The organism is Enterocloster bolteae, assembly GCF_002234575.2.
Lineage (GTDB): Bacteria > Bacillota > Clostridia > Lachnospirales > Lachnospiraceae > Enterocloster > Enterocloster bolteae.
On record NZ_CP022464.2, the window covers coordinates 1368415 to 1392678 of the forward strand.

The 24264-nt window shown below is 47.8% G+C and carries 25 protein-coding genes; 24 read left to right on the plus strand and 1 reads right to left on the minus strand.

Annotated features, from left to right (window positions below; genetic code table 11):
* From CGC65_RS06410 to CGC65_RS06535, 22 genes are all read left to right on the plus strand, one after another.
* Complete coding sequence (locus CGC65_RS06410) at positions 1-1071, plus strand: phage tail sheath subtilisin-like domain-containing protein (protein WP_002570861.1); 1071 nt, start codon at positions 1-3, stop codon at positions 1069-1071.
* 10 nt (positions 1072-1081) lie between these two features.
* Positions 1082-1519, plus strand: a complete 438-nt coding sequence (locus tag CGC65_RS06415; RefSeq protein ID WP_002570860.1) for a phage tail tube protein — start codon at positions 1082-1084, stop codon at positions 1517-1519.
* A gap of 17 nt (positions 1520-1536) precedes the next feature.
* Positions 1537-1944, plus strand: a complete 408-nt coding sequence (locus tag CGC65_RS06420) for a hypothetical protein (RefSeq protein ID WP_002570859.1) — start codon at positions 1537-1539, stop codon at positions 1942-1944.
* Between the two features lie 185 nt (positions 1945-2129).
* Complete coding sequence (locus CGC65_RS06425) at positions 2130-4247, plus strand: phage tail family protein (RefSeq protein WP_002570858.1); 2118 nt, start codon at positions 2130-2132, stop codon at positions 4245-4247.
* A 17-nt stretch (positions 4248-4264) separates the two neighbouring features.
* Positions 4265-4924: a LysM peptidoglycan-binding domain-containing protein gene (locus CGC65_RS06430; RefSeq protein WP_002570857.1), complete on the plus strand. Its 660-nt coding sequence runs from the start codon at positions 4265-4267 to the stop codon at positions 4922-4924.
* 19 nt (positions 4925-4943) lie between these two features.
* Entirely contained in the window at positions 4944-5933 is a 990-nt protein-coding gene (locus CGC65_RS06435; RefSeq protein ID WP_002570856.1) for an XkdQ/YqbQ family protein, read from the plus strand.
* Between the two features lies 1 nt (position 5934).
* Entirely contained in the window at positions 5935-6162 is a 228-nt protein-coding gene (locus tag CGC65_RS06440; protein WP_002570855.1) for a hypothetical protein, read from the plus strand.
* A gap of 1 nt (position 6163) precedes the next feature.
* On the plus strand, positions 6164-6610 hold the full coding sequence (locus tag CGC65_RS06445; RefSeq protein ID WP_002570854.1) for a DUF2634 domain-containing protein: 447 nt from the start codon (positions 6164-6166) through the stop codon (positions 6608-6610).
* Entirely contained in the window at positions 6610-7326 is a 717-nt protein-coding gene (locus CGC65_RS06450; RefSeq protein WP_002570853.1) for a baseplate J/gp47 family protein, read from the plus strand. Before CGC65_RS06445 ends, CGC65_RS06450 begins: the two co-directional genes overlap by 1 nt.
* Complete coding sequence (locus CGC65_RS06455) at positions 7313-7825, plus strand: hypothetical protein (RefSeq protein WP_002570852.1); 513 nt, start codon at positions 7313-7315, stop codon at positions 7823-7825. Before CGC65_RS06450 ends, CGC65_RS06455 begins: the two co-directional genes overlap by 14 nt.
* A 1-nt stretch (position 7826) precedes the next feature.
* Entirely contained in the window at positions 7827-8843 is a 1017-nt protein-coding gene (locus CGC65_RS06460) for a hypothetical protein (RefSeq protein ID WP_007037068.1), read from the plus strand.
* Positions 8844-9303: 460 nt separating this feature from the next.
* On the plus strand, positions 9304-10299 hold the full coding sequence (locus CGC65_RS06470) for a tyrosine-type recombinase/integrase (RefSeq protein ID WP_002570850.1): 996 nt from the start codon (positions 9304-9306) through the stop codon (positions 10297-10299).
* Positions 10300-11069: 770 nt separating this feature from the next.
* The gene (locus CGC65_RS06485; RefSeq protein WP_007035665.1) at positions 11070-11495 is read left to right on the plus strand and encodes a hypothetical protein; all 426 of its coding nucleotides are present in this window, start codon (positions 11070-11072) and stop codon (positions 11493-11495) included.
* A 421-nt stretch (positions 11496-11916) separates the two neighbouring features.
* Positions 11917-12255, plus strand: a complete 339-nt coding sequence (locus CGC65_RS06495) for a hypothetical protein (RefSeq protein WP_002570848.1) — start codon at positions 11917-11919, stop codon at positions 12253-12255.
* Positions 12256-12269: 14 nt separating this feature from the next.
* Positions 12270-13043, plus strand: a complete 774-nt coding sequence (locus tag CGC65_RS06500) for a C40 family peptidase (RefSeq protein ID WP_002570847.1) — start codon at positions 12270-12272, stop codon at positions 13041-13043.
* 53 nt (positions 13044-13096) lie between these two features.
* Positions 13097-13852 carry a DNA adenine methylase gene (locus CGC65_RS06505; protein WP_002570846.1) on the plus strand — a complete coding sequence of 252 codons (756 nt, stop codon included), beginning with the start codon at positions 13097-13099 and terminating at the stop codon, positions 13850-13852.
* An 85-nt stretch (positions 13853-13937) separates the two neighbouring features.
* The gene (locus CGC65_RS32385) at positions 13938-14150 is read left to right on the plus strand and encodes a helix-turn-helix domain-containing protein (RefSeq protein WP_080548708.1); all 213 of its coding nucleotides are present in this window, start codon (positions 13938-13940) and stop codon (positions 14148-14150) included.
* 228 nt (positions 14151-14378) lie between these two features.
* Positions 14379-17237 (plus strand): molybdopterin-dependent oxidoreductase, encoded by a 2859-nt coding sequence (locus tag CGC65_RS06515; RefSeq protein WP_002567774.1) that lies wholly within the window; start codon positions 14379-14381, stop codon positions 17235-17237.
* A 57-nt stretch (positions 17238-17294) separates the two neighbouring features.
* Positions 17295-18779, plus strand: coding sequence for an SLC13 family permease (locus CGC65_RS06520; RefSeq protein ID WP_002567773.1), 1485 nt, complete (start codon positions 17295-17297; stop codon positions 18777-18779).
* 44 nt (positions 18780-18823) lie between these two features.
* Positions 18824-19453 (plus strand): RpiB/LacA/LacB family sugar-phosphate isomerase, encoded by a 630-nt coding sequence (locus CGC65_RS06525; RefSeq protein ID WP_002567772.1) that lies wholly within the window; start codon positions 18824-18826, stop codon positions 19451-19453.
* Between the two features lie 12 nt (positions 19454-19465).
* Positions 19466-20224 (plus strand): IclR family transcriptional regulator, encoded by a 759-nt coding sequence (locus CGC65_RS06530; protein WP_002567771.1) that lies wholly within the window; start codon positions 19466-19468, stop codon positions 20222-20224.
* 39 nt (positions 20225-20263) lie between these two features.
* Positions 20264-21037, plus strand: coding sequence for an SDR family oxidoreductase (locus tag CGC65_RS06535; protein ID WP_002567770.1), 774 nt, complete (start codon positions 20264-20266; stop codon positions 21035-21037).
* On the opposite strand, the gene CGC65_RS06540 is transcribed toward CGC65_RS06535, so the two are convergent.
* Entirely contained in the window at positions 21024-21947 is a 924-nt protein-coding gene (locus CGC65_RS06540; protein ID WP_002567769.1) for an AraC family transcriptional regulator, read from the minus strand. The genes CGC65_RS06535 and CGC65_RS06540 overlap by 14 nt on opposite strands.
* Positions 21948-22114: 167 nt before the next feature.
* Between CGC65_RS06540 and CGC65_RS06545 the strand changes: the two genes are divergently transcribed.
* Positions 22115-23311 (plus strand): MFS transporter, encoded by a 1197-nt coding sequence (locus CGC65_RS06545; protein WP_002567768.1) that lies wholly within the window; start codon positions 22115-22117, stop codon positions 23309-23311.
* Positions 23268-24176 (plus strand): PHP domain-containing protein, encoded by a 909-nt coding sequence (locus CGC65_RS06550; protein WP_002567767.1) that lies wholly within the window; start codon positions 23268-23270, stop codon positions 24174-24176. The genes CGC65_RS06545 and CGC65_RS06550 overlap by 44 nt, the downstream gene beginning before the upstream one ends.
* Positions 24177-24264 lie beyond the last annotated feature (88 nt).

Sequence of the window (24264 nt, forward strand, 5' to 3'; positions counted from 1 at the left end):
ATGGCATTAGGATTACCGAACATCACAATTATATTTAAGGGCCTTGCCGCCTCCGCCATCGAACGGAGCGAGAGGGGAATTGTGGTCTGTATGATAAAGGATGACACGGAGGGCGGACAGAGGCTGTCGGTTTATGAGAGCATCCTGGATATTGACTTTGAGCACATGACGGAAGCCAACTACGGATATTTAAAGCTGCTATTTGAAGGAGGACCCGTGCGGGTGATTGTACTGAGGGAGTCCGCCGAGTCCCCCAACCTGGCTGCGGCATTGAAGGAGCTGATGTACCTGCGCTGGAATTACCTGTGCTATCCGGATATTTCAGACGAGGACAAGACCACGCTGGCGGCCTGGATTAAGGAGATGCGGAATAAGAACCATAAGACGTTTAAAGCAGTGCTGGCCGCAAGTGCCAGCGACCATGAAGGGATTATCAATCTGACCACGGATGGGATAGAGTCCTCCATTACTGGAAAGACCCACACGGCAAAGGAATACTGTGCACGGATTGCGGGGGTCTTAGCCGGGCTTTCTCTGTCACGCTCCAGCACTTACTATGTGCTGGGAGACGTATTAAAGGCAGAGTGTCCATCGGACCCGGATGAACGCATTAACAAGGGAGAGTTCATCCTGGTGTTTGACGGGGAGAAATACAAGGTAGGCCGGGGCGTCAACAGCCTGACCACCTTTACGAAGGAAAAGACGGAGGATGTGCGCAAGATTAAGATTGTGGAGGGGATGGATCTCTATCAGGACGACATCCGCAACACCTTCACAGACAGCTATGTAGGAAAGTATGTGAATGACTATGACAACAAGCAGCTGTTCGTGGCGGCCGTACGTGCATATCAGGCAGGACTCGCAGGGGAGGTGCTGGATGCCAGCTATGACAATACGGCATCGGTGGACGCACAGGCCCAGAAGCAGTACCTGCAGGAACGGGGACAGGATGTATCCCAGATGACAGAGACAGAAATTCTGACAGCCAACACTGGGGCCAAGGTGTTCATTGCCAGCCATGTGAAGTTCGTGGACGCAATGGAGGACCTGCAGATGACCGTGAATATGTAAGGAGGAGACAATGGCAGGAAACGTGAGAGGGAACCGGACCCTGACCGGAAGTTGGGGCGAGGTCTGGGTGGACGGTGAAAAGATATTCGTTCTCCAGAAGATTGAACAGAAGGTGGAGGTCAACCGCGAGGATGTGCAGATGGGGATGGACGTGGACAGCAAGATGACTGGGCTTAAGGGGTCAGGTACCCTGTCCATCAAGAAGGTTTATTCCAGGGCAAAGGCTGTCTTAGAAAAGCTGAGTGCAGGCCAGGATGTCCGCTGCCAGATCATTGCAAAGCTGAAGGACCCGGATGCCGTGGACGGCCAGATAGAACGCTGGAGCACGGATAATGTATGGTGGAACACCATCCCGGTCATCAGCTGGGAGACAGGGGGACAGGTACAGGAGGAGTGGGAGTTCGGCTTTACCCCAAGCGACATGAAGAACTTGGACGAAATCAAATAGGACGGAGGAATCGGAAAATGGAACAGAATAAAGAGGATATTTTTAAACGCTTTTTAGCAAAGGCAGAAAAACGGGCGGAGGAAAAGAAGATACACCGCACCTGCCTGGTCCGGGTGCCAAGTATGGATGAACGGATCCGGATCCGCGGCCTTTCAAAACAGGAGATTGCGGAGGTATCGGAGATTGATAATACGGATGACCCTTACGCGGGTGATAAATATTCCGTCTACATAGCCACTGTGGATCCGGATTTAAAAGCGGTTGCCAAGCAGATGAAGGAGGACGGAAACATCCAGGAATACACGGATGTGGTTGACATTTTTGAGATTTATGAGACCCGGCAGCTGGCGGAAAAGATCATGGAGCTGTCCGGCGTCAGTGGAAAGAACAAGATTGAGGTCATAGAGGAAAGCCTAAAAAACTAATCCGGCTGGATGGAGAGGCGGAGTTTTTAAGCTATTACATCCAGAAGGGATTCACTCCGGAATATCTCTTGTCCATGGGACTATCCCAGAAGCTTTTCTTTGTCGCATCCATGCGGCTGGAACAAAAGCGGGAGGAGGAATATTTTAAGGCACTATGCAGGGTACTGTCCAGAAGGAGGTAGGCGATGGGAGGCGTAACAGGAAGCATCAGCCTCAAGGATAATGCCAGTGCCACCTTGAGGAACCTCCGGAGCGAGCAGTCAAAACTCCGTGAGGATACAAAAAAGACATCCAGCGCCCTGAAAAGCGTATGGGGAACACCCAGAAAACTAAAGGCCGATGTAAGCGATGCGACCAGAGCGTTAAAACGTGTTACGGATGCGGCGAAGAAAACCAAACCGGTCACGGTGGCAGTCAAGGCAAAGGATACAGCCACAAAGGTGATTAAGGGTGCGGGAACTGTCCTGAAGGCTGTGGGGAGACCTGTAACAGCCGTGCTGAAGGCGAAGGATACGGCTTTCAAGGTGGTAAAAAAGACAGCCGGTGCATTGGACCGTCTGGGAAGAAAGGTGGCTTCCCCCGTCGTTAAGGTGGTGGACAAGGCCAGCGGGGCCATCAAGGGAATTGTAGGAAGGATTGGCAAGGCAGCCAAGGCTGTGGCGATACCGGTGGGGATTGCTGCGGCAGCCGGAACAGCGGCCCTTGGCGCATCCGTCAGTGCGGGGATGCAGCTGGAACAGCAGCAGATTTCCATTGAACATTTCGTTGGGGCCACGAATAAAGAGCTTTCCCAGGCGGATGTAAAGGCGCAGTCCCAGTCCTACATTCAGCAGCTGAGGGAAAATGCCAATGCGACCCCCTTTGAAACCGGGGAAGTTATCCAGGCTGGTTCAAGGGCCATTTCACTTGCTGGTGGAAGCACCACGGACGCCATGAACCTGGTAACGCTGGCGGAGGATATGGCAGCAGCCAGCGGAGGGACCGCCTCCATCATGGACGCCATCGAGGCTTTGGGAGACTTAAAGGTCGGGGAGACGGAGCGGCTTAAATCCTTCGGCTTCAAGGTTTCAGCGGAGGAATTCAAAAAGAAGGGATTTTCCGGCGTATCCGGTGAACTTCAGGACTTTTTTGGAGGAGCAGCCGGAAAGCTGGCCGGTTCCGGAGCGGGGCTTATGTCCACGATTACCGGCAAAATGAAAAGCAACGCGGCGGACTTCGGCCTTGGTGTGGTGGAGCAGTTAAAGCCGGTCCTGTCTGAGGTGATTGGGCTAATGGACGAGGCACAGCCCGTCTTAAAGAAACTCAGCTCCGGATTCGGACAGGGACTTGGGAAGGGAATCGGTTTGGCTAAGACCGCCTTCACTCAGATAGCTCCTATCATCAGCAGCGTGGTATCCACGGCTCTGCCCATCGCAACCAGCTTCTTAGGGAGTATGTCCACGGTATTTGGACAGATAGCCCCGGTTGTTACCACGGCCATGACGGGTATCGGCCCCGTGGTCATGAGCCTGGTGCCGATTATCCAACAGGCGGCCTCTATCATTGGGGCTGTGGCGGGCGGGATTGGCTCAGCCATCTCCGCAGTAGCTCCGGTTGTCACGACCATCATGTCGGAAATCGGTGACAAGATAGGCGGTGTGGTGGAATTTTTGGCGGAGCGGTCCGAATTCATCCATTCCGTTATAGAAACGGCAGGCCCAGCGATTGCTAAGGTACTGGAAACGGCCTGGGGCATCATCAGCCCGGTTATGGATATCCTGATTACCACCTTTGAGCTGGTATTTGGTGTGGTCCAGAAGGTATGGCCTGGCATCCAGGATACAATCAGCGGGGTGTGGTCCCATCTTGAACCGATATTTGACACCATTGGAAAGGGTGCGGACTTACTGGCCGGGGCCTGGTCCAAGGTTAAGGATTTGGTGACCGGCGGAGGAGATACCGGAAGCGGAAGCTCCGGAGGCGGTGCCAGTCCCGGGAAGAACGCCAGAGGAGACAATAACTGGAGAGGCGGTCCCACCTGGGTGGGTGAGAAGGGCCCTGAGCTGATTGACCTTCCGAAGGGGACGCGGATACTGCCTTCCAAGGAAAGCTTTGCCTGGGCAGCAATGGGAGACAGTAATATAATCCAACTTTCCAGATACCCAGCCGATGGAGGGGATGTGACGCCATCTGGTGGAAAGACCATCACGATCCAAATCCAAAAGATAGCGGATGAAGTCCATGTAAGGAGTGAGGATGACATTGAGGAAATCAGCGAACGCACTGCAAAGAAAATCATAGAAGAACTCGATAATACGGCATAAACAGAAAGGAGAGGCTTATGGGAAAAACGAGGAAAATCAAGCTGGGAGACATTGTCCTGCCGGTTAACCCGGTAGAACTGGAAGTCATCACACCGCAGCTTAATAAGCGTCTGACCCTCCTTAACATGGGGACGGTCAATCTAAAGGGGAACCGGGATGTCGCCACAGCGACCATCTCCTCCTTTTTCCCTAGCCGGGAATCTCCTTTTTACCGATATGCTGATATGTCCCCTAAGAAATACAAGGCTAAGATTGAGAACTGGAAAGAGAACAAGGAAACAAAGCGCCTGATCATTACGGACATGGGAGTCAACCTGGCTATGCTGATTGACAAATGCAGCTTTAAGGTAAAGGAAGGCGGCGGGGATATGTATTATACGCTGGAGCTGTCGGAGTATCGGAACCTGACCGTGCCGACCGTGTCCATCCCGCTGCAGGTGCGCGACAACGGCTTGAAACAACGCCCGGACGAGGCAGTCCCGGCTAAGACCCATACGGTGGGAAGCGGGGATACCCTTTGGGGGATCGCAAAAAAAGCATACGGGAACGGGACCCAAAGCTCCCGGATATATGCGGCCAACAGTGCCGTGATTGAAGCAGCCGCCAAGCAGCATGGAAAAAGCAGCAGTAACAACGGCTGGTGGATTTATCCGGGGACGGTCCTGGCAATCCCGTAATCGGAAAGGAGAACGAAAGTTGAATATCCTGGTGGGCGATAAGGATCTGAGTGAATTGGTGGAAACCATAACCTGGAGCGGGGACAGTGGACAGATAGCCAGGAAACTGGAATTTACCATTGCCAAGAACACGCAGGACCCAAACTTCCCAAATGTGACCATTAACGAGGGAGACCAGGTACTCCTTCAGACGGACACGGGAACCTTCTTATTTGGCGGAATTATCTTTGATATTGAAAAGATGGCAGGAAGCAACCTGGTCCGGTATCTGGCTTATGACCTGATATTCTATTTAACAGGATCCGAATTGACGAAGGATTATAACGGGGCTCCGGAGGACATTGCAAGGGATGTATGCGGGGCACTTGGAATCACGGCCGGAACGATGGCAGCCACGGGTATTACAATCACGAATCCATGTGTAAAAAAGACCGGATATCAGGTCATACAATCATCCTATACGGCAGCCGCCCGGAAGAATGGTAAGAAATATCAGCTGATGATGACGGAGGTTAACCGGGTATCCGTCATTGAAAAAGGCCAGGACAGCGGAGTGATTCTGACCGGAGATTCCAACCTGTCAGATGCTACTTACAAGACCACCCTTCAAAACCTTGTCAATAAGGTTTTAATCACCAATCAAAAGGGCACCGTAGTGGGAATTGTGGAGGATACAGAAAGCCAGGCGGCCTATGGCACCATCCAGAAAGTCCTGGAACAGGAAGAGGGAAAGGACGCAGCAGCGGAAGCTAAGAATCTGCTCCATGGAAGTGATCCATCCACTACGGTCACGGGAATCCCGGATGACACACGGGCGATGGCCGGATACGCATTGCTGGTACAGGAGGAAGAAACCGGCCTGATAGGTCAGTTCTTTATTGAGAGTGACAGCCACAAATATTCCAATGGGGAATCTACGATGAGCCTGACCCTTGCATTCCAGAACCTGATGAATGAGGTTGAGATTGATAAGCCATCCGAGAACAAGAAACAGAAGCGAGGAGGATGATATGGGAGGTTATACAGCAAAGCTGGCAAGGCGTATTAAGGAACAAGGGGCAAACGGGAGCAGTCCCCTCATCCTGGCGGAATATGTGTCGCCATCTGCCATCCGGATTGGAGGGGAGCTGTTCTCACATAATGTTCATGGGAACCCACAGTGTGACGCAATGGCCGGAGATACCGTGCTGGCGGCCCAGATAGGAAGCTCCTTTTATGTTATCTGCAGGGAGGTGTGACATGGGAGTATTTCCATTTATTAATACTGAGACAGTCCAGGAAGCTGCATCTAAGAAACTTCCCTTGTTCCGGGAATATGCGTATGATTTTGAAAAACACTGCTTGAAACTGGATGATGATGGCAGGACCTATCTGGTTCAGGGGAATGAGGCCCTGCGCATCTGGATTTATTTTGCGTTGGAAACAGCCAGGTACCGATATACGGCCTATGATACTACGTTTGGGAGCGAGATAGAGGAGCAGCTGATAGGCCAACCGATGAACGATGAGGTGACCCAGATGGAGCTGGAACGGTACACAACGGAAGCACTGATGTGTAACCCTTATATAGAGGAGCTATCGGAATTCGATTTCGTGCTACAAAAGGATGGAATCAAGGAGTCGTTCCGCTGCAGAAGTGTGTACGGTGAAGAAACCATACAACATGATATAAAGGCGGTGAGGTAATGGAACTGGAATGGAACGCATCGGATATCCTGGCCAGGCTGAAGGCTGGACTGAAAAATGAGGACACCCGGATTGAAGGGAGCTTCTCCATGGATAACATGCAAGCCGTGTCTGAGGAGCTGGCCCGGTATAACAGCATGCTGATTAAACCCCTGTGGGATGAGATTGACCTGCGGATTGACGAGATCATCACATCCGGAAATGAAAATCACTATGCGTTCTGGGCCAGGCAGGTAGAAAATGCAGAAGGGAAACGGGTTATCGGCAGTGCGCGAGTTCATGGAGTTAGAGATGGGTCCGGAATCGTCCACGTGGCCCTGCTCACGCCAGAGGCCGGAGCACCTACACCAGAGGTGGTGGAGTTGGTCAGAGCCTACATTGAGACCCAGAGGCCGGTGGGAGCGCAGCCGGTCATCCGTGCAGCGGAGGCAGTGGAGGTGATTATTAACGGCATCATCGAGCTGCAGGAAGGGGCGGATATGGAAAGCGTCCGCACCCAGGCAGGCAAGGAGGTGAAATCCTACCTGGCGGAAGTTGCCCTGGAAGGAAAGAAAGAAACAGTATTGAATTACTATCGTATTGGAATGCTCATAGGCGGGACGCCTGGTGTGAAGGAGATAGTGAATTATACCGTGAATAACGGAGAAGAGTCCATAACAGCTTCCTATGATCGATTTTTCGCATTGAAAGGACTGACACTAAATGCTTCTGGATGAAAAAATGCTTCCGGGAATTAAGATACGGATTCCACAGATGGAGGACCTGCTCCAGGCGGAACAGGCGTATCTGGATGTGGTCTTGGAAGTGGTTGAGTGGCTGCGGGAGAGGATGATACTGTTAAATGAGGAAGTCATGAACATCCCAAACCTGAAGGCCAAGATAAAACAGATAACCGGATGGGACTGCGAGATACTGGAGGATGCGGAGCATCTGACCCTGACTATCCGTTACTATTTTGATGCCAGGGAGCCGGTCCTGGAACAGGAGGAGCGCATCATGAAGTATATCCCGGCCCATCTGAAAGCGGTGCATGAATATCTGCAGCGTTATGCAGGGAAAAGAAAGCTGTATGCAGGTACCATGCTGGGAACCTATGTAAGATACATAGGACGGCCACAGGAAACGAATGGGCACCGGGAAGGGAAGGCCCATGTCAGGGTACAGGGAAATATGTACATACATACAAAAATGATTGTATATCCGGAGGGAAGATAAGATGGCAAATGAACATGCAATTCAGGCAACAGGAACGTTTGTTGTCAGTAAGGGATTTAGGTTGCTAACAAAGCTGGCGGCATCCCAGGGAAGTCTGCAGTTCACACGGGCTGCCGTAGGGACCGGTAAACCGCCAGAGGGATATTCGCCGGAATCCATGATTGGCCTGAATGCTTATAAAATAGATGCGGAGATAGCGGATTACGGGGTACAGGATGACATGGCCTATATCACAGTACAGGTGAGCAGCGACAACGTAACGGAGGGATTTCTGGTCACAGAGGTGGGAGTATTTGCGGAGGATCCGGATGAAGGAGAGATACTGTACGGGTACATGGATATCTCAACGGATCCAACTTATATCTATGCCAATGGGTCCACGAACCGGTCAAAGTTCGCGGAGTTCACTCTGTATGTACTGATCGGCAGCGTCAGCAATGTGATAGCGGCTGTGACACCGGGAAGTATCATCACCAGGGATACTTTTACGGCCGCTAATCTAAAAGCGATAGATACTCATGGGATACTTGGAGGAGAAGCGGGAGCAGGGACCACCGGCCAGGGGCTGATAGACGCCCTTACAAATAAGCTGCTGACCGAGTTTGTAACGAACACCGGTTTAATGGAACGGCTGGGAACGTATGTCCTTAAGAGTAAGATAGTAAATGATTTTCTGTCTACAGATGAGGAAACAGTTCTATCGGGGCCGATGGGAAAGCTGCTAAAGGAACAGCTTAATGTGCTCAATACCAAGATTATTAAAGCGCCAGACTATAAAAATTATAAATCAGTATCACTGCCATTTACTGCTCCTAACGATGGATACATATGTGGTGGCGTATATAGTCTTGGAACAACTGCTTGCTACATCTATGTTAATAGTACCCAGGTGGGCTGGAATCATTCAGGTGGTGGAAGCAATACTGCATCACCTTTTATGTATCCTTTATCTAAGGGAGATATTGTTACCGCGATTGGATATGATCAGTTTCGAGCATATTTTATATATACAAAATAGTCATTTTCTATAGCTACAAAACTTAATCATCGGATATATAAATTAAAAGAATTAGACCAATTTCTGTTTTCCAGCCATGCATTGGACTCCAGAAAACATATTCGGTTAGCCGCCTCTACATAAAGGCCAAATCCTCCGTTAACAATGTTGACTTTAACCAGGTACATAAAAGCCATAGTCCCTGTACCAGCTTCGGGAGCAATGAAATGTAGAACATCATCAACTATCATTATTGAACCTGATTTTCTGTGGCCATTTATGATTATACAGGCTTCTCTGTAATTTCTTATATTCACGCCAACAGATGCGGTATTCTTATTTGACAGGGTAGCAGCATATATCCATTCACGATTTTGCTTATTATTAAAATTGGTATTGCGCACAGTAAAGCAGGCTGGAAGATTAGACCTCCTTCTCGTAAAATAGAAGTATCCAAATATAACGAGAAGGGGGTTTTAGAATGGATGAAATAAGATTGAAAGATGAACTGATGGCCAGGCTATCCAATGAGCTGGACCGGCCTGCGCTGCAGGTGATTGATGGGGCATTATCATCGGTGCTCCGAAACTATGAGGTAGCCAAGAGGGAGACAGGGCTGAGTACCAATGTGGTCAGCTTCCCGGAGCTGGACATTTTCATTGGAAAAATGAGGTTCGAGAACTATTCAGCCAGTACAGTTAACCAATACCAGCGGTTTCTAACTGACCTGCTGGTATATGTGGGAAAGCCTGTACAGGAGATAACAGGGGAAGATGTGGTTGAGTGCCTGAACTATTATGAGCAGGTGCGGCAAATAAGTACCAGCACAAAGGACCATAAAAGACGTATCGCAAGCTCTTTCTTTGCATTTCTGCATGACCGTGGGTATATCAGAAAAAATCCCATGGCAACAGTTGATCCCATTAAGTATGTGGCAGAAATCCGGGAGGCTTTAACCAGCAGGGAGGTTGAGAAGTTGAGGATTGCCTGTGGGGGAAACGTCCGTGATAATGCAGTGTTGGAGCTGTTCCTGGCAACTGGATGTCGTGTTTCCGAGGTAGTAGGGATGCATGTAGAGGACATTGATATGCAGGTTGGATGCGTGAAAGTACTGGGAAAAGGCCAGAAGGAGCGTATTGTATTCTTCGGAGACAGAGCCATGGAGTATCTGGAAAGGTATTTAGATGGTCGTAGAGCGGGGGCTGTTATACTTTCCAGCAGGGCGCCTCACCAAGGTCTGAAGAAGAATGCGCTGGAAAATATCATCCGTAGAATTGCAAACCAGGCCGGGCTGGGAAAGCGTGTATTCCCGCATCTGCTTCGTCATACATTTGCTACACGCGCGTTGAATAAGGGTATGCCATTACCAACCCTTTGTGATTTAATGGGGCATGCCAGTGTTGAAACTACACGGATTTATGCCAAAAATGGTGTTGGAAAGATTAAGTACGAGTACGATATGTATGCGGCTGGATAGAAAATAATACAAGATAGAACTTTTGAAAGCCTGCCTGCAGGGAGGTTTATTTATTGTACCCTTGTATAGCTGTTGAGCACAGTTACAATTGCATGGTATTGTTATGCAGCCTGTTTTTTTGGCCTTCGGGGCATTATACCAAGAATGATAATTATGGTAAGATACTCTGGACGGGAAGCAGCTTTTTTACCACCCCAGAGGATGTCCCGGATTGTAGCAATTACAGAGTATTGATATTCCATAATAGCATCGGCGCCCATTCGGTATGGCGTGATTCAATCTTGACTTTCACGTATTTGGCTAATAGCGACCTTTACATAGATACCTTCTCAGTAATCCGGAATGGCAATACGATCCGGCTTACGAATAATACAAGATACTGTGCTGGCACAATCTCAACATCTGACATTCCGATAACTAAAATTATTGGGATTATCTAATGGATATCAGAAGTTAGCGCTTAATCCAGTCTTGTCCAACCTGGGAGCGCACAGACAGCGGTACCATCTACCAGTATATAGATATAATAATTTCCATAGGAGTCCGTACCCCATTTTACACTAACAGTATTGCTATCGTATTTTCCACCCATATCAGTCTGATCACGATATATGGTTGCTTTTTTATCTATCTTGGTATTGAACACACTACGGAAAATGTATAAAACTGAATTTTGCCTGAATAATCATACTAATGGGCGCAATACCAAAACTATCAACTTGGATTACAGTTCTCGCCCAGAGGTGAATTCCGTCACCACTGCTGTGCAGATGATGTGGGATAAGCTGTATCCGTCAACATTATATTTATTTAATCATGGTATCATAGAAGGTATCCCTGTATCGCCTATATACAGACAATCCAATGCGTTTGTTAATGTAAATAACGAATCAATATCTGCCGGAAACACGCAGGAGACAGTCTGCCATTTTGCAGCGGGTATAGGCAATGCAATAGACATAACTGGTTTTTCGAAACTAATTTTTGAGACAAGTGGCTCAAAATTGTTAAGTATCGGTATCGGAAGAAATCCGGTACCAACATATGATAGAGCTAATTTTGTAGTAAGCGCAGACGGTACTGGGACTATTGAGTTAGATGTCCGCGATTATTTAGGATACTATTATATTGGATTCCGTGATGGAAATATTAATATTAACAGGTCGGAAATTCATGAGGTGTTTTTAATCCCATGAGTACCAATAAATTACACAAAATAATCATTTTACTGTATAAGCGATTGTTGCCTCAACCCTTACGCGGGTAATTGCGGAATCCAGGTATATATATCCGTCCGGTTTAACAATACTGGTACCGAGTGCAACAGCACTTGATGAATCCATATATACAGCCGTCCCCACTTTGTTAGTGGTAGGTTTAAAATCGTCTGGTAAAGCAACTGCATTCATGGCCTTTCCCGTTGGCACGGCGGTATTATGCCAAAAGGTTATAATAACCACATTGTTAATCCGTACAGCCTGACCGCTGGTGATGCCATATGCGGACAGGTCCAGCTCCACGCAAGCAATCTTGGTATTATACACATTAATTACGAAAAATTCAGGCCCGCACGGGCCTTTTATTATAGATAAATATGCAAATCAAGGAGGAAAAAGTATGGATGTAAGTACAATCATGCAGTATGTATCGTATTTGTTGAATGCTATTGGGCTAATGGCATTCCTGGTGTCAGTCATCACTCAGGTTATTAAATCCTGGCCAGGCCTGGACAAGCTACCTACACAGGCGGTAGTCATTGTGTTATCTTTGGTACTTTGCCCAGCTGTCTTTATTGCACTGATGGCGTGGATTCACCACCCCATTAATTGGTATACTGTATTTGCTTGTGTAATTATGGCATTTATCGTAGCATTGGTGGCAATGGACGGATGGGAACGGGTGTCGGAGATATGGAAACGGACCAAAACGCCAAAAACAACGTATCCAGGTAATTAGAATGGAGGTATACGATGAGTAAAACATCAGTAGGGCTAGTAGAACACTGTAAAAGTAAGCTTAGAACCCCATACGTCTACGGAGCCAAGGGTGAGGTCCTTACCCAGGCCATCCTGGACCGCCTGGCCCGAGAGAACCCAGGAACATACACATCCACCTATAGGGCCAAGGCAGCCAAGTACATAGGCCAGCGCTGCACGGACTGTTCCGGCCTCATCAGCTGGTACACGGGTATCCTACGCGGCAGCTACAACTACCACGACACAGCCGTGGAGCGGATAGGTGTTGACCATCTGGACGAGTCCATGGTCGGTTGGGCGCTCTGGAAGCCGGGCCACATCGGGGTGTATATCGGGGATGGATGGTGCATAGAGGCCAAGGGCATTAACTACGGCACCATCAAGTCCAGAGTGGCGGCCATACCCTGGCAGAAGGTCCTCAAGCTCTGCGACATCGACTATACCCCGGTCCCAGTGACATACACTCAGGGCTTCCGGCCGGCCGCAGACGGCCAGCGCTGGTGGTATCAGTTTACAGACGGCAGCTATGCGGCTAATGGCTGGTACTGGCTCCGGGAGGCAACGGACGGTACCTGCGGCTGGTATCTGTTTGACAGCGAGGGCTACATGCTGACCGGCTACCAGGTGGACCCTGCCGGTGAGGCATTTTTACTCTGTCCAGTCAAGGGCAGCGACGAGGGCAAGTGCATGATTACAGATGCCAGGGGAGCGCTCCGGATTGCGGAGGAGTACGACATGGCAAATCGTCGGTATGTGTTTAATTGGTAGGGAACAATAGATATTTAGACATCCGTCCGATTACCCCTTAGAAAGGACGATGGATGAATAGTTTTATTGGATGGATTGGTGGAAAGAGGTTATTACGCAAGGAGATTCTAGGCTGTTTTCCTGAGGATGTCGGACGTTACATCGAGGTTTTTGGCGGGGCCGGCTGGGTGCTCTTTGCAAAAGAGAAGCAAGCCGGTCAGATGGAAGTGTACAATGACCGGGATGGAAATTTAGTCAATCTGTATCGCTGCATTAAATATCATTGCAGTGCCCTACAGGAGGAGTTGCAGTGGCTTTTACCCTCCCGCGAGCAATTTTATGACTATAGAGCGCAGATGGATATGAGGGGATTGACAGATATTCAAAAAGCTGCACGTTTTTTTTATTTGTTAAAAATAAGCTTCGGGAGCGATTACCGTACATTCGCAACTTCATCTAAAAGCATAGAGAATGCGATAGATTATCTGGTGAAAGTCCAAAAGAGGCTTCAGGGTGTGGTGATAGAGAACAAGGATTTTGAGAATCTGATAGGTGTCTATGACCGGAAGGATGCTCTGTTTTATCTGGATCCGCCTTATGTAGGGACGGAGACTTATTATAATGTCACATTTACTATGGAGGACCATCAACGTTTAGCGGAGATACTGAAAAATATCAAAGGAAAATTTATTCTTTCCTATAATGATATACCTATGATTCGTGAATTGTATTCTCAATATCCCTGTAAAGAGGTTGTCCGAAACAGCACGCTGGCGGGAGATTCGAATAAACCTGCTGCTTATAGAGAACTAATCATAACGAATTTCTGAAAAACATAACGATATTCGCTATAATATAACAAAACGAAAAAAAGGCCTGGCATAAGCGGTAGAATCATCCCTAAGGGGTGATTGGATGGTCAAGATTCATTTATCAAGGCTCCTGGGTGAAAAACGTTGGAGCCAAGCAAAATTGGCGAGAATAACAGGCATAAGAGCGTCAACAATCAATGACATTTATAACGAATTTTCAGAACGTATCAGCCTGGAGCATCTTAACCGAATTTGCAGGGCCTTAGACTGTGATATTTCAGACATATTGGAATACATACCAGATGAGCCAAGATAATGAAGAAGTAAAAAGGCATTTGAAGGGAAAAAAAATACCTTTCAAATGCCTTTTTATATTTTCATTAATTCTATAAAAGTAATTAATTTTTGGAATTTATGTGAAAATATTTTGGGTTTTACGCGAAAAGCTACACCGGTCTTTATGAATCACTTGCAGAAATTAATATTGTACCGTGTTGACCAAATGCCGAAGACGCAAAAATGCATCTTAAAAGAGTGGAAAATTATGAATGCAGAACTTGTAAAGATAGAATTAAAAGTAAATGGCAAAAAAGTTTGTAAATATGTTGCTCCGTCAATGAGACTTGCGGATTTTTTGAGAGAAGAGCTTCATTTGATTGGAACAAAAAAGGGCTGCAATGCAGGAGAGTGCGGAACTTGTTCTGTTTTGATTAACGGCGTACTGAAAAAGAGCTGTATGATACCGGTTATCAAAGCCAATCACTGTGAGATTCTGACCATAGAAGGCATTGGAACTGACGGGTTGAGTATTATACAAAGATGTTTCATAAAAGCCGGGGCTGTTCAATGCGGTTATTGTACTCCGGGTATGATTATGGCAGCGACAACCATATTAAAAGAAAACAGGCATCCTGATAAAGTCGAAATTAGAAGACGTCTCGGCGGAAATATATGCAGATGCACAGGCTACGTCAAAATAGTTGAAGCCATAGAATTGGCACGGGATATCCTGAATCATGACCAAAGCGCTGATTGTCTGGATTCCATTGTTCCGGATACAGGCAAAATCATCGGTTCACGGATAGAGAGAGTGGACGCCAAGGGGAAGGCTGCGGGCGCACTGGAATATGCGGCCGACATGACGATGCCCAGAATGCTTCATGTCCACCTTGTCAGAAGCCGGGAGGTTCATGCTGAGATACTGAAGATTGATTATGAAAAGGCACTTACGATGCCGGGGGTTGAAACGGTTATTACCAGTAAAGATGTGCCGGGCGAAGATGGGTTTGGCGTCTACTATCATGATCAGCCCGTTCTGGCAAAGGGTAAAATCCGTTTTTATGGAGAACCGGTTGCAGCTATTGTAGCTGAAACGTTAGAAGAGGCGGAAGAAGCTGAAAAATTAATTGAGATTACATACAGGAAGCTTCCTGTTGTCTCTGGTATTGCCGATGCAATTGGCTGTAAATCAGTGGTTCATGATGATTACCCGGACAACGTGGTTTCTTTCACATCTGTTATAAAAGGCGATGTTGAAAACGGTTTTAGAAACAGCGATATTATTGTTGAACAGGATTATTCTACACAATGTGTGGATCATGCCTATCTTGAAACGGAAGCAGGTCTTGCGTATTGCGATCCTGACGGAGTATTGGTGGTAAAATCATGTGATCAGGATATCACTCATCACCGCATGCTTTTGGCGAAAATTCTTGACATGCCCATCAATAAAATCAGGGTTATCATGACGCCTGTGGGCGGCGGCTTTGGCGGCAAGGAGGATATGATTTATCAGGGTATTTTAGCCATTGCCGCGCTTAAAACAAAACGGCCTGTAAAGCTGGTCTTTTCCAGAAATGATTCCATGATTGGAAGCTGTAAACGTCATCCTGTTTTAGTTCACCATAAAATCGGATTGAGGAAAGACGGCAAAATACAAGCAGTTGAAATAGATTTAAAATCAGATGGGGGAGCCTATTGTTTTTCCACAAAAGGAACAGTGGCTAAATCAGCCATATTGGGAGCGGGACCTTACGAAATAGAGAACGTCAGGGTTATCTCAAAAGGTTACTATACAAACAATACGCCTTCCGGGGCAATGAGAACGTTCGGAATCTTACAGCCGACCTTTGCAATCGAATCAACGATGGATATCTGCTCTGAACGTTTGGGAATTGATCCAATTGAACTGCGTTTAATAAACGGAGTAAGGGACGGAGCTGTTACCCATACCGGGCAGGTACTGGGGAGTGTGAGCTATTGTGAAACGCTGAAGCAATGTGCACGGATGGCCGCATGGGAACCGGGGCCGTCTAATGTAAGAGGCCGGGTGAGAAAAGATGTAAAGGGCAGCCAGACTGTACAGCCTTACATACCAGGCAGTGAGTTCAAGGCACCTGCTGCTGTTGAACTTTGTAAAGCAAGATTTAAATACGGGCGCGGTGTCGGAACCGGGTGGTACGGAATAGGACGCTGCGCAACGGTTGATAAGGCCGGAGCATTTGTCGAAATTGACGACGGCGGCACTGCTATGATATTAACCGGTGTTACTGAGATTGGCGAAGGTATTCTGACCGTTTTAACACAGATTGCGGCGGATGAACTTGGAATGTATCCGGAAGATATTACCATCGGGGATAACGATACAGCAAGATCTCCTGAAGCCGCCCATGCCGGTGCCAGCAGACAGTCGTATATGATTGGCAATGCGGTATTAAATGCATGCAGGGATGTAAAAGAGAAATTTATAAGGGAAATTGCAGCCTACTGGAATGTTGATTCTTCCTCAATCTGTATGAGGAACAGAAGAATTTTTGTGCAGGGCCACTCCCGTTATGATTTTTCTCTTAAAGAGGCCGTTGATATTTGTAAAAAGGTTAGGGGCTATGTTCCTTTGGGTTCAGGCACGTATACAGCTCATCATGAAGCCTTGGATCCGGTGAGCGGAGAAGGCAATCCCTGGCAGGCGTATGTGTTTGGAAGCCAGATTGCGGAGGTTGCCGTTGATACGTTTACAGGAGAGGTTCATGTTCTTGGCATCTGGGCTTCCCATGATGTTGGAAGAGCAATCAATCCTCAGGGGATTGAAGGGCAGATCGAAGGCGGCGCTGTTCAGAGCATAGGACAGGCTATTATGGAAAATTTTGTATTATCTGAAGGTGTGCCTGTAAACAGGAACTTTGCAAAATATATTCTTCCTACCAGCGTGGATGTGCCGATGTTTTGCACCAGTCTGGTTGAAAACAGGGATCCTTTTAGTCCCCTTGGCGCAAAGGGAATTGGAGAGCCGGCTCCTCTGCCCACAATACCGGCAATTGTGAATGCCATTTATGATGCCGTGGGGGTACGGGTCACTTCACTTCCGGCTACACCGGAAAAGATCTTAAATGAAATGTCTGAATAATCATCTTCGTTTCTCACCGCGCAGTCAGATTATCAGATAAAATGGAGAAAATTGATTATGAGTAATATAAATAATGTATCGGGTACATCGGGTGGTTTATCAGTAAATGCAAAAAGATGGATTTATATATGTATTAGCCTTATTGTGTTGGTATTTATTAAGAATGTCAGCTTTCCGGCATCAATTGCTACGATAAAAGATGCAACGCTGACACCGGAAGGACAGAATGCACTGGCTGTTTTGATTTTTGCCCTTCTGCTCTGGATAACAGAAGCGATTCCGTTCCACTTTACAGGTCTGCTGGCAATGGCGCTGTTGGCCCTGTTCGGTGTCGATTCCTTTGGAGGCATTGTTAAAACCGGTTTTGGCAACATTAATGTTATATTCTTTATCGGCGTATTTATCTTAAGTGCGTTCATCAATAAATCAGGGCTTGGAAAAAGGCTTGTTAATGTATGCCTTTCAATCACCGGAAACAGCACTAAATATGTTATATTAGGCTTCCTGGTGGTGGGCGTGCTGTTGTCAATGTGGATTTCCAACATGGCTGTTGCTGCCATGCTTATGCCGCTGGCCAAGTCTCTTCTGGATGAGGAGGGATTAAAGCCGCTGGAAAGCAACTTCGGTAAGGCACTGCTCATTTCTGTGGCCTGGGGCAGCTTAATCGGCGGATTTGGAACTCCTGCAGGAAACGGCCCAAATCCATTGGCCATTGGCTTTATGAAGGATATGGCCGGAATTGATGTTTCATTTCTGGACTGGATGATATACGGGGTTCCGATTTCACTGATTCATATTCCCATTGCATGGGGGCTGCTCTTATTGGCATTCAAGCCTGAAATGAAGTATCTTAAAAGGACAAATCAGGAGATTAGGAATGAATTCAAAAATCAGCCCAGGCTATCCCGGGATGAAAAGGTTACTTTAATTCTTTTTGTTGCAACGGTTGCGCTATGGGTGTTTTCCTCACAGCTTTCAGATCTGTTGGGCGTTGATATTCCAATTGCTTTGCCGGTTATTTTAACCACAATGCTGTTTTTCTTCCCGGGTGTCAGCAAAACGAAATATAAAGAAATAGAAAAGGAAATGTCCTGGAGCAGTATCATTTTAGTACTTTCCGGCGTATCCCTGGGAATGGTGCTCTACCAGACAGGAGTTGCAAACTGGATCGCGCTGGGGCTGTTAGGAAATCTGGGCGGATTAAGCCCCATTCTGATGATTTTTGTGGTGGTATTAAGTGTATCGCTGATGAATATTACGCTTTCCAGCGCCACGGTATCTGCAAGTATTGTTATTCCTATTATTATAGAGCTGTCTATTAATCTTGGGATATCCACGTTGGCCATAGCATTTCCGGCGGCATTGGCATCTTCACTGGCGTTTATTTTAATTACATCTACTCCGACAAACGTAATTGCATATTCAGCGGGGTATTTTTCAATCAAAGATTTTGCAAAGGCAGGAGTCCTGATGTCGATTGTGTCCTGTGTAATCGTGGCTGTCGTTATGTACGGCGTTGGACTGTTAACAGGATTGTACTAAGAAGCAGAAGGCAATCTGGTTATGGCGAAAGGAGGAAAGGGAACATGAAAATCGCGGTTATCAATGAAGTAAGTGCTTCAATCAGAAATGAAGATATTGTCAACGCATTACATAAGACCACCAATGCAGAGGTACTGAATGTGGGGATGAAGAATCCGGAACAAACCCCGTCTTTAACGTATATTCACACCAGTTATATGGCGGCTGTTCTTTTAAATACCGGCAGCTGCGACTTCGTTATTGGGGGATGCGGCACCGGACAGGGTTTTTTAAATGGTGTACTGCAATTCCCGGGGGTGGTGTGCGGTTTGATCGTGGAACCGTTAGACGCCTGGCTCTTTTCACAAATAAACGGAGGCAACTGCGTGTCCCTGCCGCTTAATAAAGGATATGGCTGGGCGGGCAGCATAAATCTGGAGTATATTTTTGAAAAATTGTTTGCAGACCCGGCCGGGGCAGGTTACCCTAAGGAAAGAGCGAAGAGTCAGGCAATGAGCCGCCAGACACTAGCCAGTATCTCAAAGCTTTCCCACAAAGATTTTACAGATATTCTAAAAGCTTCGGATCCGGAAATATTAAAAGCAATTGCGGGAAGTAAAGATTTTATGAAGGTCTTGGCGGATGGCGGTGAAAAGGCAAAGGCAGTCCTTGAATTACTGGGGGAAAACAGGTAAGAGAGGTATTATATGGTACAGTCATTGGCGAGAGGAATTGAGATTTTATCAATCATTCAAGAAAGAGGAAGTGCGACAATTGTGGAGGTGGCATCCGTTCTTGGGGTGGACAAAAGTACGGTTTCCCGCCTGATGGCAACGCTGATGCACTATGATATGGTAAGTATTGACCCGGTCAGTAAGAAATACCGGCTAGGATTTCGGAATCTGTACCTTAGCGAAGGAGTTAAAAAAAATTTCAATGTGGCTATTGTAGCGCGGCCCTACCTATACAAAATTTGTGATGATACCAAAGAAAGTGTCCATCTGGCGGCAATGGGAAATCGCAAAATGTATATTGTGGATCAGGTACGGAGCCAGAGGGAATACAATCTTTCGGCCCAGATCGGAATGATTGAAGCGTGGCATTGTTCCGCTGTGGGAAAATGTGTTCTGGCTTACAAACCTCCGTCATTTATTGAAGACATCTTCCGCGACTATGATTTTGAACATTATACATCCAATACGATTACAACCTATCAGAATTTAGAAAAAGAGTTAAAGAAGATTAGGGAGCAGGGCTATGCCCTGGATGACGAGGAACGCACGTTGGGGGTGAGATGCCTGGCAGTACCGGTTTTCAATTACAGCGGCAATGTCAGCTGCTGCATCGGTATTTCTGCTCCCAAGGAGCAGATTACTGAGGCAACCATTAAGAAATATACATTATGCATGAAAAAATATGGCAGCCAGATAAGCAAAGAATTAGGTTACGGATTGTATCGCAGTTAAGATATGCTGTGGAAACAAAAACAGAAAAGGATATTTAATATGAGTAATTTTATAGATAAATTTAGCTTGGCGGGTAAGAAGGCAATTGTGACCGGCGGTGCAAAGGGGCTGTGTAATGGAATGGCACAGGCGCTCCATGATGCAGGGGCCGAGGTGGTTCTGCTGGATATTTTGGATATGGTTGAAGATTCCGCCGGGGAGATGGCAAAAAAAGGTCCCATGGTACATGCGGTAAGGGGCGACCTGACCAAAACAGAAGAGCTGGAGAATATATATAATGAATGTTTGGAGAATCTGGGAGGCAGGGTGGACATATTGCTGAATGGAGCTGGCATACAGTTTAGGGCTCCGGCTGTTGATTTTCCGCATGACCGCTGGGAGAAAATTATTGCTCTTAATATGAATGCGGTATTTTATATGTCGCAGCTGGCCGGCAAAACAATGCTGGCGCAAAAATATGGTAAGATAATCAATATAGCTTCCATGACCGCATTTTTTGCCAGTGTGTTGATTCCGGCATACAGTGCCAGTAAAGGCGGGGTGGCACAAATAACAAAGGCACTGTCCAATGAATGGGCCGGTCAGGGCGTGAATGTTAACGCAATTGCACCGGGGTATATGGCCACTGAACTAACTGCCAATATAAAGGAAGTAAATCCAAAGCAATATGAAGAAATCACCAGCCGGATTCCCGCGGGGCGCTGGGGCAGGATGGAGGATCTGCAGGGATTGGCGGTCTTTCTGGCATCCGATGCATCGGCCTATATTTCCGGCGCGGTGATTCCGGTTGACGGAGGCTTTATGGGAAAATAGAAGGCGGGCAGCTGGCTTTCCTGTATTCCCTGGGCGTACACTTGAAGAAGCGCACAAACATCTGGGAAAAATTACTGGGACTGTTGAATCCGCACATGCCTGCTATGGAGGATATGCTGCTGTGGGGGCTGCGAAGGAGCATGGAAGCCCCCTGGGTTACTCTGTATTTCAGCAGATACTGCAGGGGAGAGGTCTGGATGGCGCGTTTGAAACACCGCAGGCACTCACGCTCTCCGATATCCGCAGCCCTGGCAATCTGGGCCAGGTCCAGGTTTTCTTGAAAATGTTCATGGATAAAACTTATCATTTTTTGGATACGTATATTATCCGTATCCGGCATTGGTTTACTGGAATCCATGGCATGGGAATAGTACATATACAGGCAGCAGCATATACAAGACAGTTTTTCGCGGACCACAAACTCGTATCCCAATGGTTCGCCGCAAAATGCATCAAAGGCAGCGGTGAACACGGCCGCAGGATTTCCGGCTCTTAAGTCTCCGGCAAGATAGTCAAATGGACAGATGTCAAAACTTCTGCACTGAAGAAGCGGTGCCACGTACCTCCTGGAAAACACGGAATCCTTTTCTCCGGTTACCAAAAGAGGGTGAAAGACCAGAGAGTGGAGTTCGCAAAGGGGCTCTGCCGCGGCAAAATGCAGTATATTGGAATTGACGACAGCGCCTTCCCCCTGTTTTAGATGAAGGGTCTTACCCGGAACCTGCAGTTTCAGATGTCCGGACTCAACATAAATAATTTCCAAATCCTCATGCCAGTGCCAGGGAACCACATCCCCGGCACTGTCTGTATATACAGAAGAATATCCTGCACAGGGAAAGTCCGGCGTCCCATGGGGCTGCAGTTCCCTTCCTGTGCGGTTTAAATTCAGGGTACAGTCCTGTAATGCCATGTCAGTCCTCCGATTGGTCGTTTTTCTTATATTATAAGTCGGGATTTGGGTTGAATCAAGAAGGAAAAGACGATATTCTTTTGGTGTGTATTTATTATATGTTTTATATGCTTTGCGCGCAGGAGGCCGTATCGGGGGTTCCGAGTGCTCAGTAACAGGAGGATGAGATGTTTCAATTATTACTTGTGATTATTTATCTGGCGTTTATCAGTCTGGGACTTCCGGACGCGCTTCTGGGTTCAGCATGGCCGTCCATGTACCGGGAGCTGGGAGCTTCGGTGTCCTATGCAGGCATTATCAGCATGATTATTGCCGGCGGCACCATAATTTCCAGCCTTTTCAGTGACAGGCTTATCAGGAATTTTGGGACAGGAAAGGTAACGGTTGTAAGTGTTGCAATGACGGCAGCAGCCCTGTTTGGCTTTTCCTCTTCCCATTCCTTCCTGCAGCTGTGTGTTTGGGCCGTTCCCTATGGCCTGGGAGCAGGCAGCGTGGATGCAGGACTGAATAACTTTGTGGCGCTCCACTATAAATCCCGCCACATGAGCTGGCTTCACTGCTTCTGGGGTATCGGCGCAACGGCAGGACCCTATATCATGGGCCTGTGTCTGACACGCGGCTTTAAGTGGAATTCCGGTTATATGGTGGTGGGTGTGATTCAGATTGCGCTGGTGGCCTGTCTTGTGCTGTCGCTTCCTCTGTGGAAGGTAAAGAAAGATGGAAACAGCGGACAGGATACCCCCCACAGGCAGATTACCCTGAGAGAGGGGCTGCGGCTTCCGGGGGCAAAGGCGGTGCTGACTGCATTTTTCTGTTACTGCGCCCTTGAGGCTACAGCCGGTCTGTGGGCCAGCAGTTATATGGTGCTGCATAAGGGGATTGCTCCCCAGACAGCGGCCAAGTGGGCTTCGTTTTTTTATCTGGGGATTACCCTGGGCAGACTGGCCAGCGGTTTTGTCACGGACCGGCTGGGAGACAGGAACATGGTGCGCTGCGGGCAGCTGACTGCCTTTGCCGGAACTGTGATACTGCTCCTTCCGGCCGGTGACGGAGCGGTACTAACAGGACTTATCATGGTGGGACTGGGCTGTGCTCCCATCTATCCCAGCCTGCTTCATGAAACGCCGGATAACTTTGGGGTGCAGTATTCCCAGTCCATGATGGGCATGCAGATGGCCTGCGCTTATGTGGGATCCACATTTATGCCTCCGCTGTTTGGGGTGGCGGCAGAGCGTATCAGCGTAACGCTGTATCCCGTGTGTCTGGTCATATTTGTTGTATTGATGATTGGGATGACAGAAAGGATGGGGAGGGTTCAGAATGGAAAAGTTAATGGACTTACACATGCACAGCTATTACAGTGATGACGGCGAATTCAGTCCTGAGGAGCTGGTGAGACAGTGTGCCATGAGCGGCATCCGCGTCATGTCCATTGCGGACCACAACAGTGTGCGGGCAAACGACGGGGGCAGACAGGCGGCCAGGAGGGCCGGAATCAGGTACGTTTCCGGCATAGAGATAGACTGCACGTTCAGAGGTGTGAATCTTCATGTACTGGGGTATGGATTTGACGATACCAGTGATGATTTTGCCGACATCGAAGACAATATAAGCAGTCAGGCAGCGACGGCATCCAGGCAGATGCTTTGCGCAACCAGGAAAATGGGATTTGACGTAACAGAGGAGGATATGGAGGAACTGGCCGGAGATTACTACTGGAAGGACCGGTGGACCGGGGAAATGTTTGCAGAGGTGCTCCTTGGCCGGGAGGAATACAAGGACCATCCCCTGCTTCTTCCTTACAGGGAAGGCGGGGCAAGAGGCGATAACCCTTATGTGAATTTTTACTGGGATTTTTATTCTCAGGGAAAATGCTGTTATGTTAAAATGAAATATCCAAAACTGGAGCAGGCGGTTGATATCATACACAGGAACGGGGGATATGCGGTGCTGGCACATCCGGGGGTTAATTTAAAAGACTGCGGGGAATTGCTGGATCCCATACTGGAGGCAGGAGTGGATGGAATAGAGGCATTCAGCAGCTACCACTCGGAGGAACAGGCGGGGGTTTATCATAAGGCTGCGCGCGGCAGATTCAGGATGATTACCTGCGGAAGTGATTATCACGGAAAGACAAAGCCGTCTATCTCCATAGGCGGCCATGGATGTACGGTTCCATATGAGGAAATGGTCCGGCAGCTGGAGCGTATTCTTGGTGAGAATGGTTAACTGAAAAATTTATATATGGCAGTCATTGGCAGTTGGCGTCTTTAAAAAGGACGATTGCCGGTGGCTGCTGTTTTTGTTTATGGGAGAA

Excerpts from the sequence above, each read along its gene's own strand:
- CGC65_RS06425 (WP_002570858.1), top strand. The coding sequence starts at position 2,130 with ATGGGAGGCGTAACAGGAAGCATCAGCCTCAAGGATAATGCCAGTGCC.
- CGC65_RS06485 (WP_007035665.1), top strand. The coding sequence starts at position 11,070 with ATGATGTGGGATAAGCTGTATCCGTCAACATTATATTTATTTAATCAT.
- CGC65_RS06460 (WP_007037068.1), top strand. The coding sequence starts at position 7,827 with ATGGCAAATGAACATGCAATTCAGGCAACAGGAACGTTTGTTGTCAGT.
- CGC65_RS06515 (WP_002567774.1), top strand. The coding sequence starts at position 14,379 with ATGAATGCAGAACTTGTAAAGATAGAATTAAAAGTAAATGGCAAAAAA.
- CGC65_RS06445 (WP_002570854.1), top strand. The coding sequence starts at position 6,164 with ATGGGAGTATTTCCATTTATTAATACTGAGACAGTCCAGGAAGCTGCA.
- CGC65_RS06410 (WP_002570861.1), top strand. The coding sequence starts at position 1 with ATGGCATTAGGATTACCGAACATCACAATTATATTTAAGGGCCTTGCC.
- CGC65_RS06545 (WP_002567768.1), top strand. The coding sequence starts at position 22,115 with ATGTTTCAATTATTACTTGTGATTATTTATCTGGCGTTTATCAGTCTG.
- CGC65_RS06450 (WP_002570853.1), top strand. The coding sequence starts at position 6,610 with ATGGAACTGGAATGGAACGCATCGGATATCCTGGCCAGGCTGAAGGCT.
- CGC65_RS06470 (WP_002570850.1), top strand. The coding sequence starts at position 9,304 with ATGGATGAAATAAGATTGAAAGATGAACTGATGGCCAGGCTATCCAAT.
- CGC65_RS06520 (WP_002567773.1), top strand. The coding sequence starts at position 17,295 with ATGAGTAATATAAATAATGTATCGGGTACATCGGGTGGTTTATCAGTA.
- CGC65_RS06495 (WP_002570848.1), top strand. The coding sequence starts at position 11,917 with ATGGATGTAAGTACAATCATGCAGTATGTATCGTATTTGTTGAATGCT.
- CGC65_RS06505 (WP_002570846.1), top strand. The coding sequence starts at position 13,097 with ATGAATAGTTTTATTGGATGGATTGGTGGAAAGAGGTTATTACGCAAG.
- CGC65_RS06530 (WP_002567771.1), top strand. The coding sequence starts at position 19,466 with ATGGTACAGTCATTGGCGAGAGGAATTGAGATTTTATCAATCATTCAA.
- CGC65_RS06525 (WP_002567772.1), top strand. The coding sequence starts at position 18,824 with ATGAAAATCGCGGTTATCAATGAAGTAAGTGCTTCAATCAGAAATGAA.
- CGC65_RS32385 (WP_080548708.1), top strand. The coding sequence starts at position 13,938 with ATGGTCAAGATTCATTTATCAAGGCTCCTGGGTGAAAAACGTTGGAGC.
- CGC65_RS06455 (WP_002570852.1), top strand. The coding sequence starts at position 7,313 with ATGCTTCTGGATGAAAAAATGCTTCCGGGAATTAAGATACGGATTCCA.
- CGC65_RS06500 (WP_002570847.1), top strand. The coding sequence starts at position 12,270 with ATGAGTAAAACATCAGTAGGGCTAGTAGAACACTGTAAAAGTAAGCTT.
- CGC65_RS06535 (WP_002567770.1), top strand. The coding sequence starts at position 20,264 with ATGAGTAATTTTATAGATAAATTTAGCTTGGCGGGTAAGAAGGCAATT.
- CGC65_RS06440 (WP_002570855.1), top strand. The coding sequence starts at position 5,935 with ATGGGAGGTTATACAGCAAAGCTGGCAAGGCGTATTAAGGAACAAGGG.
- CGC65_RS06540 (WP_002567769.1), bottom strand. The coding sequence starts at position 21,947 with ATGGCATTACAGGACTGTACCCTGAATTTAAACCGCACAGGAAGGGAA.
- CGC65_RS06415 (WP_002570860.1), top strand. The coding sequence starts at position 1,082 with ATGGCAGGAAACGTGAGAGGGAACCGGACCCTGACCGGAAGTTGGGGC.
- CGC65_RS06420 (WP_002570859.1), top strand. The coding sequence starts at position 1,537 with ATGGAACAGAATAAAGAGGATATTTTTAAACGCTTTTTAGCAAAGGCA.
- CGC65_RS06550 (WP_002567767.1), top strand. The coding sequence starts at position 23,268 with ATGGAAAAGTTAATGGACTTACACATGCACAGCTATTACAGTGATGAC.
- CGC65_RS06430 (WP_002570857.1), top strand. The coding sequence starts at position 4,265 with ATGGGAAAAACGAGGAAAATCAAGCTGGGAGACATTGTCCTGCCGGTT.